This is a genomic window from Halobaculum sp. MBLA0147 (genome assembly GCF_041361345.1).
Lineage (GTDB): Archaea > Halobacteriota > Halobacteria > Halobacteriales > Haloferacaceae > JAHENP01.
In genome coordinates this window covers 2,891,258-2,907,111 of sequence record NZ_JBGKAD010000001.1, presented here as the reverse complement: position 1 = coordinate 2,907,111, position 15,854 = coordinate 2,891,258, and the positions used below count along the sequence as shown (strand labels likewise).

At 69.6% G+C, this 15,854-nt stretch carries 16 protein-coding genes; 2 read left to right on the top strand and 14 right to left on the bottom strand.

Features of this window, described 5'->3' with window-relative positions; all coding sequences use genetic code 11:
* Nucleotides 1-32 precede the first annotated feature (32 nt).
* The 6 genes from RYH80_RS14040 to RYH80_RS14015 form a co-directional block, all read right to left on the bottom strand.
* The gene (locus RYH80_RS14040; RefSeq protein ID WP_370904515.1) at nt 33-617 is read right to left on the bottom strand and encodes a dolichol kinase; all 585 of its coding nucleotides are present in this window, start codon (nt 615-617) and stop codon (nt 33-35) included.
* Complete coding sequence (gene glyS, locus RYH80_RS14035; protein WP_370904513.1) at nt 614-2,467, bottom strand: glycine--tRNA ligase; 1,854 nt, start codon at nt 2,465-2,467, stop codon at nt 614-616. Before glyS ends, RYH80_RS14040 begins: the two co-directional genes overlap by 4 nt.
* A gap of 1 nt (nt 2,468) precedes the next feature.
* The gene (locus tag RYH80_RS14030; RefSeq protein WP_370904512.1) at nt 2,469-3,326 is read right to left on the bottom strand and encodes a CBS domain-containing protein; all 858 of its coding nucleotides are present in this window, start codon (nt 3,324-3,326) and stop codon (nt 2,469-2,471) included.
* A 151-nt stretch (nt 3,327-3,477) separates the two neighbouring features.
* Complete coding sequence (locus RYH80_RS14025; protein WP_370904510.1) at nt 3,478-3,843, bottom strand: hypothetical protein; 366 nt, start codon at nt 3,841-3,843, stop codon at nt 3,478-3,480.
* Nucleotides 3,840-4,259, bottom strand: a complete 420-nt coding sequence (locus tag RYH80_RS14020; protein WP_370904509.1) for a hypothetical protein — start codon at nt 4,257-4,259, stop codon at nt 3,840-3,842. The genes RYH80_RS14025 and RYH80_RS14020 overlap by 4 nt, the downstream gene beginning before the upstream one ends.
* 174 nt (nt 4,260-4,433) lie before the next feature.
* A complete protein-coding gene (locus tag RYH80_RS14015) occupies nt 4,434-4,781 on the bottom strand; it encodes an ArsR/SmtB family transcription factor (protein ID WP_370904508.1) in 348 nt (115 codons plus the stop codon).
* Nucleotides 4,782-4,931: 150 nt separating this feature from the next.
* On the opposite strand from RYH80_RS14015, the gene RYH80_RS14010 reads away from it, so the two are divergent.
* The gene (locus RYH80_RS14010; RefSeq protein ID WP_370904506.1) at nt 4,932-5,654 is read left to right on the top strand and encodes a hypothetical protein; all 723 of its coding nucleotides are present in this window, start codon (nt 4,932-4,934) and stop codon (nt 5,652-5,654) included.
* Between the two features lie 67 nt (nt 5,655-5,721).
* Here RYH80_RS14010 and RYH80_RS14005 read toward each other — a convergent pair whose 3' ends face one another.
* From RYH80_RS14005 to RYH80_RS13995, 3 genes are all read right to left on the bottom strand, one after another.
* Entirely contained in the window at nt 5,722-6,876 is a 1,155-nt protein-coding gene (locus tag RYH80_RS14005) for an acyl-CoA dehydrogenase family protein (RefSeq protein ID WP_370904505.1), read from the bottom strand.
* 140 nt (nt 6,877-7,016) lie between these two features.
* Complete coding sequence (locus tag RYH80_RS14000; protein ID WP_370904503.1) at nt 7,017-8,228, bottom strand: alanyl-tRNA editing protein; 1,212 nt, start codon at nt 8,226-8,228, stop codon at nt 7,017-7,019.
* An 87-nt stretch (nt 8,229-8,315) separates the two neighbouring features.
* Nucleotides 8,316-8,840, bottom strand: coding sequence for a multiprotein-bridging factor 1 family protein (locus tag RYH80_RS13995; RefSeq protein ID WP_370904501.1), 525 nt, complete (start codon nt 8,838-8,840; stop codon nt 8,316-8,318).
* 238 nt (nt 8,841-9,078) lie between these two features.
* On the opposite strand from RYH80_RS13995, the gene RYH80_RS13990 reads away from it, so the two are divergent.
* Nucleotides 9,079-10,272, top strand: a complete 1,194-nt coding sequence (locus RYH80_RS13990; protein WP_370904499.1) for a cystathionine gamma-synthase — start codon at nt 9,079-9,081, stop codon at nt 10,270-10,272.
* A 78-nt stretch (nt 10,273-10,350) separates the two neighbouring features.
* On the opposite strand, the gene RYH80_RS13985 is transcribed toward RYH80_RS13990, so the two are convergent.
* The 5 genes from RYH80_RS13985 to RYH80_RS13965 all read right to left on the bottom strand — a co-directional run bounded on the left by RYH80_RS13985 (nt 10,351) and on the right by RYH80_RS13965 (nt 15,825).
* On the bottom strand, nt 10,351-10,602 hold the full coding sequence (locus RYH80_RS13985) for a DUF8028 family protein (RefSeq protein ID WP_370904497.1): 252 nt from the start codon (nt 10,600-10,602) through the stop codon (nt 10,351-10,353).
* A gap of 218 nt (nt 10,603-10,820) precedes the next feature.
* Entirely contained in the window at nt 10,821-11,780 is a 960-nt protein-coding gene (locus tag RYH80_RS13980; protein WP_370904495.1) for a DMT family transporter, read from the bottom strand.
* A gap of 115 nt (nt 11,781-11,895) precedes the next feature.
* Nucleotides 11,896-13,599 carry an ABC transporter ATP-binding protein gene (locus RYH80_RS13975; RefSeq protein ID WP_370904493.1) on the bottom strand — a complete coding sequence of 568 codons (1,704 nt, stop codon included), beginning with the start codon at nt 13,597-13,599 and terminating at the stop codon, nt 11,896-11,898.
* Nucleotides 13,592-14,809, bottom strand: coding sequence for an ABC transporter ATP-binding protein (locus RYH80_RS13970; RefSeq protein ID WP_370904491.1), 1,218 nt, complete (start codon nt 14,807-14,809; stop codon nt 13,592-13,594). The genes RYH80_RS13975 and RYH80_RS13970 overlap by 8 nt, the downstream gene beginning before the upstream one ends.
* Nucleotides 14,806-15,825: an ABC transporter permease gene (locus RYH80_RS13965; RefSeq protein WP_370904733.1), complete on the bottom strand. Its 1,020-nt coding sequence runs from the start codon at nt 15,823-15,825 to the stop codon at nt 14,806-14,808. The genes RYH80_RS13970 and RYH80_RS13965 overlap by 4 nt, the downstream gene beginning before the upstream one ends.
* Between the last annotated feature and the right edge of the window lie 29 nt (nt 15,826-15,854).

Here is a 15,854-nt window from a genome sequence, read left to right as displayed (position 1 = left end):
TCGACGGGCCCCGACGGCTCACCGGACTCCGGTCACACGAGTTGGCCGACGAGCCACATCGCGGTCGCGGCGGCGGGTGGGATCGAGAAGTTGTCGTCGATCACGTAGCCGGCGACCACCGGCGTGGTGCCGTCCGCGAGCGTGGCCGCCAGCGCACCCGCCGCCGCCACCGCCACCGCTGGGAGCGTCGCGAACGTCGCCGTCGCGAACGGCAGCGCCAGCGCGAGACAGACGCCGAACATCACCGCCAACACGCCCGCCTCCTTGGCCGTCCCGGCCTCCGCCGAGCCGAGGACGCCCGAGATGGGGTCGCCGACGGACAGCATCAACACCGCCGGCACCGCGACCGACGGGCGGAAGACGACCGCCGCCAGCGTCGCCCCGACGAAGAACAGCGCGTACCCGGCGACGTTGTCGGCCTCGTACTCGCGGGTGAGTTCGTCGTACACCCAGTGCTGGTAGCCGACGACCAGCCGGACGAACTCGGCCACCGCCACCGCGACGAGGAACCCACCCAACAGGAGCTGGAGCCCCCGGTAGTCGACCACGTCGAGCAGGTACGCCGCCGGGAACGCCGTCCCCGACAGGTGGATCGCCCGTCGGCCGAGTTCGCTCACGACTCCGCGTCGGCCGCCGCCTCCGACAGTCTCCCCGCCGCGACGACCGTGTACCGGTCCGTGAGGTCCGCGAACGTCGTCTCCGTCTCGGCGTCGACCAGCGCCGCGACCTCGGCGGCCACGTCGTCGACCGGGAGCCGGACCTGTGCCGCGGTGTCACGCTCCCGCAGCGTCACCGTGTCCGGACCGTCGCTCTCGACCCCGTCGCGGTCCACCGTCACGCAGAACGGCGTCCCGACCTCGTCCTGTCGGCGGTAGCGGCGCCCGATGGAGCCGGAGTCGTCCTCGGCCACCGCCAGACCGCGCTCGCGCAGCGCGTCGGCCACGTCGTCGGCCAGCGCGACCAGTCGGTCGTCGTTCGAGACCAGCGGGAAGACGGCCGCCGTCGTCGGGGCGACCTCGGGGTCCAAGGCGAGGTACGTCCGCTCCTCGCCGTCGACCTCGTCGTCGCGCACGGCGTGGTCGACGAGGGTCAACACCGTCCGGTCGACACCGAACGACGGCTCCATCACGTGCGGGGTGACGTGTTCGCCCGCCTCCGTCACCGTCTCGACGCCGAAGTTCGCCACCTCCGTGTCGACGGTGACGGACTCGCCGTCCACCTCCACGGTCACCTCGTCGCCGTCGAAGGCGTCCGGGTCCCGGTCCGCGAGCGTCTCCAGCGCCGCCGCGACGGCGCCGGCGTCGCCGCCGAACTCCGGCCCGAGGACGGACATGTCGGGGTCGACGGTCGTCCGTTCGACCGTCTTCGGTTCGTCGTACTCGCGGAACACGGTGTACCGCTCGTCGGACGACTCGGCGTGTTTCGAGAGGTCGTAGTCGCCGCGGTCCGCGAAGCCGGCGATCTCCACCCAGTCGCCACCCTGCGGATCACCGCGCGAGGCGTCTGCGGGCGCACCCAACAGCGCCTCGGCGTCCCAGCAGTCGGAGGCGTAGTGGGCGAGTTCGCCGGGGTTGTGCTGGCGGAAGCGGAACCGGTCGAGATCCACGCCGACCCGGTCGTACCACCGCAGCGCCACGCCGAGGTAGTAGGCGATCCACTCGGAGGCGACGACACCCTCGTCGACCGCCTCCCGGACCGTCAGTTCGCGAACGCCGCCGTCGTCGTCCGCCTGATCGGGCGCGGCGTACAGTGGGAGCGTCACGTCCGCGACCGGCTCCAGCGACGGCCCGTCGTCCTCGGGGTGGACGAACTGTTCCAACTCCGCCATCGTGAACTCGCGGAGCCGTTCGAGCCCGCCACGTGGGCTGATCTCGTTGCGGTAGCCCGGCCCGATCTGCGTGACGCCGAACGGGAGGCTGTTGCGGGCGTACTCCTTCAGCCGCGGGAACTCCACGAAGATCCCCTGTGCCGTCTCCGGCCGGAGGTAGCCGGACTGGCCGGTCCCCGGCCCGATCTCCGTGTCGAACATGAGGTTGAACTCCTCGACCGGCTGGCCCGCCAGCGGCGTGCCACACTCCGGGCAGGCGATCTCGTGGTCCGCGATCAGGGTCTCCGCCTCGTCGGTGGGCATCGACTCGGCCTCCTCGATCTCGGTGGCGTCCTCGATCAGGTGGTCCGCGCGGTGGGCGGTGGCACACTCACTACAGCGGACCAGCATGTCGTCGAACCCGTCGAGGTGGCCCGACGCCTGGAAGACGGCCTCCGGCATCACCGTCGGAGCCTCGATCTCGTGGTTCCCCTCCTTGACGGTGAACCGGTCGCGCCACGCCGTCTCGACGTTGTCCTTCAGGCTCGCACCCTGCGGACCGTACGTCTGGAAGCCGGCGACGCCGCCGTAGGCGCCGACGGAGCCGAAGAAGAACCCGCGTCGCTTCGCGAGTTCCGCGAGGCGTTCGCGGTCGGCCATCTCACACCGCCTCCAGCAGGTGCACGTCGCGGACGACGCCACCGAGGTCGCCGCCGTCCATCAGCGGGAACTGCTCGACGTCGTTGCGGACCATCTCCTGGGCGGCCTCGCGGACGGTCTGGGCGCCGTAGACGCTGAGCACGTCCGCCGTCATGAACCGCGACACCGGCTCCGAGGGGATCTCGACGTTGCGGGTCGGCAGGTAGCGGCTGCCGATCGCCTTCACGCTCTCCCACTTCCAGTCGTCGTCCTGATCGGCGATGGAGTCGCCGGTCGCCTCCTCCCCCTCGACGATCCGGGCCACGTCCAACACGTCGACTTCGGTCAACATCCCGGCGACCTCGCAGTCGTCGTCGAGACAGACGGCGTACGGCACCTCCGCGAAGGCGAGTTGCCGTTCCGCGACCGTCAGCGGCGCCCCCGCGTAGACGGTCGTGACCGCGCTGGCCGCCACCTCGCCACAGGTCGCGTCCGTCTCCACCTCGCCGTGGGCGATGGCGGAGATCACGTCGGTGACGGTGACGATCCCGACCAACTCCGTCTCGTCGTCGCCGTCGACGACCGGGAGTCTGCGGGCACCCGTCTCGCGGACGACCCGTGCGACCTCGCGGACGTCGTCGTCCGGGTGAACCGTCGGCACCTCGCGCATCAGTAAGGCGAGTTGGTCCTCGGTGGGGTTCGCGATCAGGTCCTCGCGCGAGACGAGTCCACGGTACTGCTCGCCGTCGTCGGTCTGCTTGACGACGGGAACGGAGGAGAATCGGTCCTCTTGGAGGTACTCCAGCGCGTCTTTGCGGCCGCCCGGCAACGAGACCGTCACCAGATCGGCCCCCGGGGTCATCGCGTCGGCTACGATCATACCCCCGGATACCCACCCGTACCTCTTGTATACTGCGAAGGGGCGACAGTCTCTCGCGTGGTGACTCGTCGCGGTCCTCCCACAGGGGCTCCACTCGCGGGCATCTCCTCACCACCCGTCGACCCGCTCACTCGGCGAGCCGTCGACCCGCTCACTCGACCAGCGCGTAGAAGACGGCCAGCAGGCCGATCACGTCGACGGTCTGCGTCAGGGCGATGAACACGAGTTCCAGTGGGAGGGTGAGCCCGATCCCCCCGAGGAGGAACGAGAGCAACTCGAACAGCGTCTCGGCGGTGATCGCGGCGACGAACAGCGAGGCACGGACCGTCGTCAACACGAAGATCCCGGCCCCGAACACCAACACCGAGCGGTCGCCGTTGCGGTTGTACCCGCGCAGCGCGTGGTAGCCGACCGCCACCCCGACGACGGTCAACAGGCCGTTGACCGACAGCTGGAGCGCCGCCATCTCCGGGGTGCCGTCGGTGGTGATCTGCGCCGGGGCGAGTCCGGGGATCACTGTCTCTCACCTCCTCGGTAGATGGCGTACAACACGCAGGCACCGCCGACCACCCGCCAGCCGGCGGCGACACTGTCCGCGAACCGGAAACTGGGGACGGCGACGTTCAACGAGAGTGTACTCACCTTCGAGACGAACACGATACACAACACGCCGACGCCGAACAGGAGGAGGCGACGTTCTCCGTTGGCGCGGTAGCCACGGAGCACGCGCCAGGCGACGAACAACGCGAGGAACAACGACCCGAGGAAGATCAACCCGACGGCGACCGCGAAGACCATATCCGCCGTCGTGTCTACCTGCTGGAGTGGCACCGGGTCGACGGTGTCGAGGATCGGGTCGGGGGGTGTCACCCCGCCGTCCTCGAGTGTCGTCGCTGTCGTCTGCGGCCGTGTCGGCGAGCGTGTGTGTCCCATCGTGGTGGTGTCGGCGTGTGTCGTGGGAGGGTGATCGTGGTGTAGTCGCGGTGTGGCCGTGGTGTGGTCGTGGACACGGTGTCCTCGTGTGGTCGCGGTGTCGTCGTGTCCTCGTGTGGTCGCGTGGTCGTGGTGTCGTCGTGTGGTCGGTGTGGGGAGCCCTCGGTCGTCGGCTCACCTGAGTTGGCCGAGCAGGTCGGTGAGCTGGTCCGCCGGGTCGGTGCTGCGTTCGACGGCCACGTGGAACTCGCCGTCCTCGAGCGAGACGGTCAACTCCTCGAAGGAGGCGACGAACGTCTCGTAGTGGTGGCCGTCCGGGTCGAGTTCCTGGTAGGCCTCCACGAGGTCGTGCTCCTTGAGGCGGTCGATCCGGCGGTAGGCGGTCGCTTTGGAGGTGTCACACCGATCCGCCAGCGCCGACGCCGAGAGGCGCTCGACGCTCGTGTGACGCAGGATCGCCCGGGCGTACTCGTCTTCGAGCAGCCCGGCGATCGTCTCCAGGTCCGCCTCTTCGTCCGCCATCGAACGGTAGGTGGCGACAAGGGGTAATAAAACGGGGGAGATTCACGCGAGGTGAAACTGTGGGTGGTAGCTCGACTCCCGGGCCGATGGCTGTGTTTAGATTCGAATGTATTAACTTTCTTCGAGAAGAATCAAGTGTCGAGACAGATCGTGGCTGGAATCGATCCGGGATCGCTGACGACGAGCGTGTCGGTGTTGCTCCTCGCGGTCCTCGAACTGTCGTCGTTCGCACGTCGTCGCGACCCCGGAACGACACCGATCTTCGGGCTGCGAATCTGGGGCCTTTGGCCGCAGGTGGGGCGGTTGGTAGCGGTTCACGCCGCAAACCTGTTCCTGTTCACTGCGGGATACGTGCTCGTGTTACAGTCACGCCCTGGAGTCACGGCCTTGACCGTCGGGGCCGTGATGGTTCTCCTCTCGGCGTCGCTACCGGTCTACGAACTCGGTGCGTACGAACGAGTCGCGAACGAGGGCGTGACACGCCTGTCGTTGTGGTGGCACTTCTGTTTGACGCTGCTCGTGGTCGTCGGTCTAGTCGTCTCGCCGTACGAGCCCGGAGTGGTGTTCGCGTTGCTCGCCGACGGTAGTTCCTCTGGGGTGGAAGAGGGAGTCCGGTTCGTCGACGTGGTCACACCGCACTGGATCCCGGACACCGGAACCGACTCGATCACGTGGACCGTGCTGTTGGCGATCGCTCAGGCAGGCTGTGGTCTCGTCTTCCTGAAACTCGTCGAGTTCGAGCTCGACGCGGTCGCACTCCTCGAGAACCCACGGACCAGAGCCTACAACCCAGACGCCGTGGTCGACGCGGAGTGGGGCAGAGCGCGACGCCTCTGGTGGCGGCTGTTCGGCCCGAACACCGACGAGTCGTGACGCGGGTCGCCGGGAGCGCAGACGGCGGACGACCGGTGGAAACCCGATGCATCCCGCTCGCTCGTGCTCAGTCGAGCAGTTCCCGTGCGAGGATCTTCTTCTGAATCTCCGTGGTGCCCTCGTAGATCGTCGTGATCTTCGCGTCACGGTAGAACCGTTCCACGTCGAAGTCCGTCGTGTAGCCGTAGCCGCCGTGGATCTGGACGGCCTCGTTGGTCACGTCCATCGCCGCCTCGCTGGCGAAGTACTTCGCCATCGACGCCGTCGCCCGGTTGTCCTGCCCGGCGTCCCCCTGGCGGGCCGCCTCCCGGACGAGCAGGCGAGCCGCCTGGATCTGCGTCGCCATCTCCGAGAACTTGTGCCGGACGCTCTGGATCTGGTCGATGGACCGGTCGAACTGCTCGCGATCGCTCGCGTACGCCTTCGCCTCGTCGAAGGCCGCCTGCGCCAGCCCGACCGCCTGGGCCGCGATCCCGACCCGGCCGCCGGTGAGCGCGCGGAACGCCGCCGAGAGCCCCTCACCCTCCGGCGTGAGCCGGTACGCCTCCGGGAGTCGCACGTCGTGGAAGTGCATCTGCGTCGTGTCCGAGGCACGCAGCCCCAGTTTCTCCTCTTTGCGTCCCACCTCGACGCCGTCGAAGTCCGCGGGGACGAGGAACTGCGTGATCGAGCCGGGGTCGCCGGCGTCCGTCTTCGCGAACACGACGTACACGCCCGCTCGCTCCCCGTTGGTGATCCACTGCTTCTCTCCGGACAGCACGTACTCGTCGCCGTCCCGCTCGGCGACCGTCGACATCTCCGCGGGGTTCGAGCCAGCGTCCGGCTCCGAGAGACAGAACGCGCCGACCGGTCGCCCCTCTGCCATCGAGGGGAGCCACTCCTCGCGTTGCGTCTCCGTGCCGAACTCCGCGATACACTCCGTCGCGAGACAGTGGACCGACAGCGCCGTCGCGACCGCCAACTGGCCGTACGCGATCTCCTCGTTGACGACGGCGTACGTCTCGCGGTCCGCGCCGTACCCGCCGTACTCCGTCGGCACCGTGAGTCCGGTGAGGTCGATCTCCGCGAGCCCGTCCCACACGTCCTCCGGGAACTCCTCCCGCTCGTCGGCCTCCTGGGCGCCGGGACGGACCTCCTCCACCGCGAACTCGCGGACCACGTCGCGGATCGCCCGCGTCTCCTCGGAGAGTGCCGAGTCCAGACTCGAGAACACGTCGCTCATACCACACGGTTCGCAGCCGCGGAGTTAACTCCTGCGAGCCACCCGCACCGCCGCTCACGCGACGGAACTCGTACTTCGGACGCGAGTGAACGTCTTCGGATCGTCGCGTGGTCGCGCAGCCGACAGTACTCCGGCGGTCGTCACCCCTCCCGCAGCCACGCCGCGACGGTCTCGCCGTCGGCACCGAGTCCACCGCCCTGTGCGAACGTCGGGCCACCGCCGCCACCGCCGCCGAACTCGTCGGTGGCGTCGGCGACCACCGCACCGGCGTCGACGCTGCCGTCGGAGGCGACGACGAGGAACGGGGCCGCGCCGCTCTCGACCGCGGCGATCACGGCCGCCTCGTCGCCGACGCGCTCTTGTGCACACTCGCCGACGACGTTCGGATCGTCGGCCGTCACCGTCCCGACGCGCCACGTCGTGCCGTCGCGGTCCACCGTCGGGAGGTCCGCCACCGCCGCGTCGACGGCCGCCGTCCGCAGCGACTCGACCTCGGCGGCCAACTCGTCGGCGCGCTCGCGCAGTGCCGTCGCCTCCTCTGGCAGCGTCTCCAGGTTCGCGTCGAGTGTCGTCGCGGCGCGGCGGGCGTTCTCGTGGACCGTCGCGCGCCGGTCGATTCCCGTCGGCCCGACGGCGAACTCCACACGAGTCATCCCCTCGCCGGGGTTCGAGCGGTCCGTCACCGTCACCGGACCGATCTCGCTCGTGTTCCGGACGTGTGTGCCGCCACAGGCCGCCCAGTCCCACCCGTCGACGGTGACGACCCGCACGGTGTCGGCGTCGGCCATGACTCCCTCCTCCGTCTTCGTGTTGAACGACACCTCCTCGCGGGATCGAGCCTCGGCGACCGGGACGGTCTCCCACGAGACCGGGCGAGCCTCCCACACCGCGCGGTTCGCGAGTCGCTCCAACTCCACAAGCGTCTCGTCGTCGATCTCCGTCGGCGTGGTGAAGTCGACCCGGACCGTCTCCGTCCCGATGTCGAACCCGCCGTACCCCAACTCGTCGAGGAGGTGTCGGCCCGCGCCGTACAGGACGTGGCTCGCGGTGTGAGCACGGGTACAGTACGTCCGGAAGTCGTCGTCGATCGTGCCGACCACCGTGTCGCCAGCCTCGAACCTCGGCGGCTCCGCGAGTTCGTGGACGACACCCTCGCTCTCGTCGTTCCCCTCTCCTCCCTCGGCGACGTGGTGCACCGCCGTCTCGCCCAGTGTGCCGCGGTCGGCGGGTTGTCCGCCCGACGCCGGGTAGAAGTACGTCTCCGAGAGTCGCACGCTGGTGCCGTCGACCGCCTCGACCGTCGCCTCGAACTCGCGCACCGTCGGCTCCGCCGGTGCGAGTGAACTCGTCATACCCGGTCGGGAGGTGCGCGGCCTACAAGAAGCCACCCGTCGCGGTCCGCCACTCGTCACAGTCGCCGCGACTGGTCGCGGTCGCCGCTACTCGTCGATCAGTTCCGTGTCGAGGAACTCCTCCAGTCGTTCGACGACGGAGCCGCCGACGTTCGCGCGGGCCGCGCGACCCTGTTCGACGGCGAGCACGTCGTCCTCGTCGAGGCCGAGTTCCGCCGCCAGCTCCTCGACGGTGAGCCCGGCGTCCTGGCGGGCACGTTCGGCCGCCTCCCCGTAGTCGGAGACGAGGTACGGGAGCCGGTCGTCCTCGTAGTCGGTCCCCTCCTCGACCCAGTCGGGGTTCGCCTGCGAGGCGTCGTACACGCCCGCGGCGTTCTGTGCGGCCCGCTTGCGAGCGGACGGCTCCGGCTCGTCGCCACCGGTGCCGGAGGCGTCGCCGCTCGACCCACCGCGGTCGTCGCCGCCGTCGCCGTGTGGCGCGCAGTCGCCACAGACGAGCAGGTTCGCACCGGCGACGTTCTCCCGCGAGAGGTTCGCGTCTTCGCGTCCGCAGAGTTCGCAGGCGTCGCCGGACCCGGCGGAGCCCGAGCCGCCCGTCGAGTACTTGGCCATACGAACTGTTCCGGGTCTGCCGATTTAAGCGCTACGAGGCGTCTCCCCGTCGGTCCCGTCTCGTCCGCGGCGAGTCACGGCCGATCCACCGGCACGGGGTCGGGCCGACCCCACGAGTCCGATCCATCGCCATGAGTCCGCTCTCGACAGGCACGAGTCTGGCCCGCCACGAGTCCGCCTCCGACGGGCACGAGTCCGTTCCCGACAGACACAACACCCGACCGCGCGAACGACGAGCATGGACGAGTCACCCGACGAGCGGAGCGACGAGACCCCCGAGTTCCACATCGAGACGGACGCGATCCACGCCGGACAGGAGCCGGACGCCGACAACGGCGCGTTGATGACGCCAATCTACGCCAACTCCACCTACGAGCAGGACGGTCCCGGCGACCACCGCGGCTACGAGTACTCTCGGACGGGGAACCCGACCCGGACCGACTTGGAGGAGAACCTCGCCGCGCTGGAGGGTGGCGAGTACGGCCGCGCGTTCTCCTCGGGGATGGGTGCGATCAACACCATCCTGAACCTGCTGGAGGCGGGCGACCACGTCGTCGCGGGCGACGACGTGTACGGCGGCACACACCGGATCTTCACACAGGTGTACGAGGACTACGACCTCGAGTTCGACTTCGTCGACACGACGGACCACGACGCCGTCGGCGACGCGATGCGGGAGTCGACCGAGTTGGTGTGGGTGGAGACGCCGACGAACCCGCTGATGCAGGTCAACGACGTGGGTGCGCTCGCAGACCTCGCCCACGCCCACGACGCGTTGTGTGTCGTCGACAACACGTTCGCGACGCCGTACCTCCAGCGGCCGCTGGAACTCGGCGCGGACGTGGTGTCACACTCGCTGACGAAGTACCTCGGCGGCCACTCTGACGTGGTCGGCGGCGCCCTGATCACGGACGACGAGGAGCTGGACGAGCAGATCGGCTTCTACCAGAACTCCGTGGGGGCGACGCCGTCCCCGTTCGACTGTTTCCTCGTGCTCCGCGGGACGAAGACACTCCCGGTGCGGATGGACCGCCACTGCGAGAACGCCCGGACGCTCGCAGAGTGGCTCGCAGACCACGACGCCGTCGACGAGGTGTACTACCCCGGCCTGGAGAGTCACCCGCAACACGAGCTCGCGGCCGCCCAGATGGACGACTTCGGCGGGATGCTCTCCTTCGAGTTCGACGGGACGCTGGAGCAGGCGTCCACGGTCGTCGAGGAGACGGAGGTGTTCACCCTCGCGGAGTCGCTCGGTGGCGTCGAGAGTCTGATCGAACAGCCGGCGGCGATGACCCACGCCGCGATCCCGCGCGAGGAGCGGCTCGCGGCGGGGTTGACGGACGGGCTGATCCGCGTGAGCGTCGGTGTCGAACACGTCGCGGACATGAAGCGTGACCTGCAGTCGGCCTTCGACGCGGCGCTGGCGGAGTGAGTCGTCGTCGGGTCCCATCCCGAGCGGAGTGACTATCGGGAGGGAGTCGAGGAGCGGGAGTGAGCGGAGTGGTCGCCGTCAGTCGGCGCCGTAGCCGTGACCGAGGACCAGTGTCACGACGTTGGCGGCGACGAGGGCGGCGACCAGCGGTGCGTTCTCGACCGAGAGCCCGGTCGCGATCAGCGGCAAGTAGACGAACGGGAGCGCGATGGCCGTGTAGAAGCTCGCTGCTCTGAGCGGTGCCAGCGCGCTCCCGGTCGGGAGTCGCGTCCCGGCGCGCGTGATCGAGCGGACGATGCGTTCGAACTCGGTGGTGGTGGAGGGCGGCATCGGTTGTCCGGGCGGGTGTGCCCACTACCACGTACCACCCCCGTGTACATATAGCCGCCAGAGGGTTCCGGTAGATTCGCCCCGATTCACGCCCACTAGTCGGAGCCACGCATCGTTTTACGACGGCTTTAGAACCGCCGAGACCGTTCAAGAGCAGCAGAGACTCTTTCTGACACCGATCACTGATCGTGGACCGAATTCGGGGTGAGCCGCCCGTGTCAGTCGCCGGGTCCGACGCCACGTCCGCGGAGTCGCTTCACCTCCGCCCGCAACACCCGCCGTTTCAGCAGTCCGAACCCGACGACGACGAGGCCGAACCCGGCCCAGGTCGCGACGGTGGGCGTCTCGCCGAGCAGTAGCCAGCCGGTCACCGCCGCGAACGGCGGAACGACGTACGAGACGAGGTTGATCTCCACGGAGCCGAGGCGATCGAGCAGCGTGAAGTAGATCAGGAACCCACCGGCGGAGGCGACGACCGCGAGGAAGCCGAGCGCACCGAGCGCCGTCGCGGTCCAGCGCACGTCGCCGGGGCTCTCCCCGAGTCCCACGGCCGCGAGGTGGAGCAACGCGGCACCGAGCACCATCGACCACGCCTCGACGGTCTCGATCTCGACACCCGCGTCGAGTCGCTCCGTGACGACCGAGCCGAGCGCGAACGCCGTGACGGCAGCGAACACCAGCCCCTTCGCGACGGCACCACCGGAGAGCAGCGCCGACGGGTCCGGGTTCGCCAACACGACGGCGCCGAGCAACCCGACGAGGAGCCCGCCCGCGCCGACGAGTCCGAGCGACTCCTCGGGGAGCAACAGTCGGGAGAAGCCGGTCGTCAACACCGGGTTGAGACTCACGATCACCGCTGCGGCGGCGCTGGTCACCGCCGGGTCCGTCTCGCCGACGAACAACAGCGCGTGGTAGCCAGCGATGATGAGGACCGCACCGACGCCGACGGCTGCCCACGCGCGCCGGCCACGTGGGATCGGGTCCGACGCCACCACGGCGGCGTACCCGAGCATCAACAGCCCGGCGAGGTCGAACCGGAGCGCGGCGAACAACACCGGCGTCTCGAAGAAGCCCGCCGGTGCCGTCGGCGTCCCGAGCCCGGCCTTGATCGCGACGAACGCCGTCCCCCACGCCGCCGCGAGCGCGAGGAACAGCCCGGCGTCTCTGTACCTGCTCACGACCGCGGTTCGCCACCACTCTCCGAAGGCGTTGCGGTTCGAGACGGGAGCCGGCAGACCCGCCCGCAGGCGCCGTGGAGCGGTGACGGCGTTCCGGTACCCACTTCGGCGAGTGTCACGCCCCGTCCACGGGGTCGTCGTCGCCGCCGGCCGCAGTCGACTCCGTCGCGGCGGCCCCGGACGGCACCCCGCCGAACGCGGACTCGATGTCCGGTTCGGTCGGCGGCTCGTCGTCGGTGTCGTCGTGCTCGTCGTCGCGGTACAGGTGACACGCCGCCACCTGTCCGTCGCCGTGGTCGTGTTCGGCCGGCGCCTCGCGCTCGCAGACGGACTCGAAACGGTCCGTCAGCCGCTCGGCGGCCTCCGCCTCGCGGCCGTTCGCGAGGATCTCGAGGGCGTCCTCGACGGTGTCCTCGTCGGCACCCGTCAACCCGTCCAGGCCGAACTCCGCGCGGACCGCCCGCTTGAACGCCTCGTCGTCGGCAGCCGTGCCGTCCACCTCGGCGGCACTGCCACCACCGGAGGCGCCTCCGCTCGCCTCGCCGTCGGCGTACTCGCCGCCGCTGCGGAACCGCTCGGCGCCGAACTCGCCGCGTTCGAGGCGGTCGCGGAACGTCAACACGGATCGGTACGCGGACTGTTCGGTGGCGACGCCCGCGGGCGGGATCACCTCCGGACACCGCGTCCGGAAGCGACACCCAGAGGGCGGGTTCCGCGGGGACGGCACGTCGCCCGGCAGCGGCTCGACCCGCCGGCCCTGTTCGCTCGTGTCGGCTCGCGGCACCGACTCCAACAGCGCCTCCGTGTACGGGTGCCGCGGACTGTCGAAGATGTCGTCGGTCTCGCCCCGCTCGACGACCTCGCCGAGGTACATCACCGCCACACGGTCGCAGATGTGCCGGACGACGCTGAGGTCGTGGGCGATGAACAGGTACGTCAGCCCGTACTCCTCTTGGAGGTCGTCCAACAGGTTGAGAATCTGCGCCTGCACCGACACGTCCAGTGCCGACACCGGCTCGTCCAGCACGACGAACTCCGGATCGAGGGCGAGCGCCCGGGCGATGCCGACGCGCTGGCGCTGACCCCCGGAGAACTCGTGGGGGTAGCGGTCCACCTGGTCGGCGGAGAGCCCGACCCGCTCCAGCAGTTCGCGGGCTCGCTCGCGGCGTGCCTCGCGTTTCGTCGTGCCGTCGGGCGTCTCCTCGGGGAGTCCGTGGATCTTCAGCCCCTCCGTGACCACGTCGCCGACGGTCATCCGTGGGTCGAGACTGGAGAAGGGGTCCTGGAAGACGATCTGTGCGCGCTTCCGGAACGCCGTCAACTCGTCGCTGGACAGCTCCGTCAGGTCCTGGCCGTCGAACTCCACGGTGCCGCCCGTCGGCTCTCGGAGGTTGAGCACCGTCTCGCCGGTCGTCGACTTCCCACAGCCCGACTCGCCGACGAGGCCGAGCGTCTCGCCGCGGCGCACCTCCAGGTTCACGCCGTCGACGGCCTTCACGCTCTGGCGGTCCCGCCCCAACAGCGTGTCGACGATCGTGTCGTTCTCGTAGTAGTACTTCTCCAGGTTCCGGGCGACCAACAGCGGCTCGCCCGCCGCCGCGGCCGTGTCGCTGGCGGTGCGGTCCCCCAACGAGGCGGTCTGCGTCTCGCCGTCGGACGCCGCGGTGTCGGCGGCCGTTCCCCCGTCGGGCGCCACGCGGTCGTCGACGGCCGTCCTCCCGTCGGGCGCCACGCGGTCGTCGACGGCCGTCCTCCCGTCGAACGCCGTCTCGTCGTCCGCCCCACCGCCGTCTGCCGTCGGCGTCGGGTCCTCAGTCATCCGACGCCACCTCCTCGGTGCCGGCGAACCCCGGCCCGGCGGCGTCGACTGCGTCCGCCGGATCGTAGTCGCGTTCCGCCAACACACACCGGACGGCGTGGTCGTCGCTCCCACTCGCCGCGTCGTACTCGGGCACGTCCGAGAGACAGTCTGTCATGGCTTTGGGACAGCGATCCGCGAAGTAACAGCCGTCGCCCATCTCCGCGTCCAACAGCGACGGGACGTTCCCCTCGATCGGCTGGAGGCGCGGCGCCGGGTCCTCCAGGTCGGGGATCGACCCGAGCAGCCCCTCCGTGTACGGGTGGACGGGGTCGTCGAACACGTCCGAGAGCGTCCCACGCTCGACCACCTCGCCGGCGTACATCACACCGACACGGTTGCACATCCGCGCGATCACGCCCAGGTCGTGGGTGATCATCACCACGCTGGTGTCCTCCTCCTCCTGGAGGTCGCGCAACAGGTCGAGGATCTGCGCCTGGATCGTCACGTCCAGCGCGGTCGTCGGCTCGTCGGCGATCAACACGTCCGGCTCGCCGGCCAACGCCTGCGCGATCATCGCCCGCTGGAGCATCCCACCGGAGAACTGGTGGGGGTACTGCTCGGCCCGCTCCGCGGGGTCTGGAATCCCGACCTGCTCGAGCAGCTCGATCGCTCGCGCGTGGCTCGCCTCGCCGGCGTACTCCCGCGAGGGAACCAAGGCGTCGACGAGCATCCGACCGAGTCCGTACCCCTGACTCCGCTGGCGCGTGCTCCGCGGGTTCGCGCTGGCGCGCCGTTGGACCTCGACGGCCTCGGCGATCTGCTCGCCGACCGTCAACGACGGGTTGAGGCTGCTCATCGGGTCCTGGAAGATCGTGCTGAACGAGGAGCCGCGCAGCGACCGCCGGACACGTTCCGGCACCGTGCGCAGGTCGACGTGGTCGCCGCTGACGCTCGCGTCGCGGTCGCGGAACTCCGCGGCCAACTCGGCGTCGCGGTACCACACCTCGCCGCCGACGATCCGGCCGGGGCGCTCCACGAGGTCGATCAGCGACAGCGCCGTCACCGACTTCCCCGACCCGGACTCGCCGACGATCCCGAGGATCTCGTTGTCGCGTACGTCGAAGGAGACGGACTCCACCGCGTTCACCTGTCCCTCGTCGGTGAAGAACCGCGTCGAGAGGTCGCGGACGGCGACGACCACGTCGTCGTCCAGCCGTGGGTCCGTCACGCGCCACCCTCCCCCTCGATCCCCGGATCGAGGGCGTCACGTAGCCAGTCGCCGATCAGGTTGATGCCGATCACCGACAGCATGATCGCCAGCCCGGGCATCCCGGCGATCCACCACTGGCCCGAGGAGACGTAGTCGCGGCCCTGTGAGATGTCGAAGCCCCACGACAGCGTCGTCCCGGAGAACCCGAGGAACGACAGCGACGACTCCAACAGGATGATCGCCGCCACCTGCACCGTCGCGAGCACGATGATCGGCGTGATCGCGTTCGGGAGGACGTGTCTGGCGAGGATGCGCACGTCCGAGGCACCCAACGCACGGGCCGCCTTCACGTACTCCTGGTCGCGCAACGACAGCGCCTCGCCGCGTGCGATCCGGGCGAACCACACCCAGTTGACCAACCCGACGACGACCACGACCGTCCCCGGTAACACGAACGTCTCCGGCATCCCGCTCACGAACCCGGCTTCGACGAACGGGTCCGGTATCCGCACGCTCGCACGCCCCCACAATCCGATCAGGGCGATGGCCAACACGAGCGACGGGAACGCCAGACTCACGTCAGCGAACCGCATCAGCCCGTCGTCGATCCGCCCGCGGTAGTACCCCGCGACCAGTCCGACCGGGACGCCGACCAACGCTGCGAACACCGTCCCGAGTGCCCCGACGATCAACGACGTGCGTGCGCCGTAGATCACCCGCGAGAGCATGTCTCTCCCGAGTCCGTCCGTACCGAGCGGGTGTGCCGCGTCGGGCTCGATCGTCACCCGCTCGGTCACCGTCTTCAGTTCCCCGTCGACCATCTCGGAGGTGGTCTGGTTCTCCGTCTGCGTGAACCCGAGTGGCGGCAGTTGGGCCTTGTCGAGGTCCTGTGCCGTCGGGTTGTGCGGGGCGACGAACGGCGCGAACACCGCCACCAGCACCACCGCGAACACCAAGACGACACCGAGTTTCGCGAGGACGCTCCCCCGGAACTCGCTCGCGAGGTTCTTCTTCACCCGGTCGGAGACGCTCAGTGCGCTCAGTCCCCGCCGGTAGAGCCCCG

Excerpts from the sequence above, each read along its gene's own strand:
- RYH80_RS13975 (WP_370904493.1), bottom strand. The coding sequence starts at position 13,599 with ATGACTGAGGACCCGACGCCGACGGCAGACGGCGGTGGGGCGGACGAC.
- RYH80_RS14020 (WP_370904509.1), bottom strand. The coding sequence starts at position 4,259 with ATGGGACACACACGCTCGCCGACACGGCCGCAGACGACAGCGACGACA.
- RYH80_RS14015 (WP_370904508.1), bottom strand. The coding sequence starts at position 4,781 with ATGGCGGACGAAGAGGCGGACCTGGAGACGATCGCCGGGCTGCTCGAA.
- RYH80_RS14005 (WP_370904505.1), bottom strand. The coding sequence starts at position 6,876 with ATGAGCGACGTGTTCTCGAGTCTGGACTCGGCACTCTCCGAGGAGACG.
- RYH80_RS13990 (WP_370904499.1), top strand. The coding sequence starts at position 9,079 with ATGGACGAGTCACCCGACGAGCGGAGCGACGAGACCCCCGAGTTCCAC.
- RYH80_RS14030 (WP_370904512.1), bottom strand. The coding sequence starts at position 3,326 with ATGATCGTAGCCGACGCGATGACCCCGGGGGCCGATCTGGTGACGGTC.
- RYH80_RS13985 (WP_370904497.1), bottom strand. The coding sequence starts at position 10,602 with ATGCCGCCCTCCACCACCACCGAGTTCGAACGCATCGTCCGCTCGATC.
- RYH80_RS14000 (WP_370904503.1), bottom strand. The coding sequence starts at position 8,228 with ATGACGAGTTCACTCGCACCGGCGGAGCCGACGGTGCGCGAGTTCGAG.
- glyS (WP_370904513.1), bottom strand. The coding sequence starts at position 2,467 with ATGGCCGACCGCGAACGCCTCGCGGAACTCGCGAAGCGACGCGGGTTC.
- RYH80_RS13995 (WP_370904501.1), bottom strand. The coding sequence starts at position 8,840 with ATGGCCAAGTACTCGACGGGCGGCTCGGGCTCCGCCGGGTCCGGCGAC.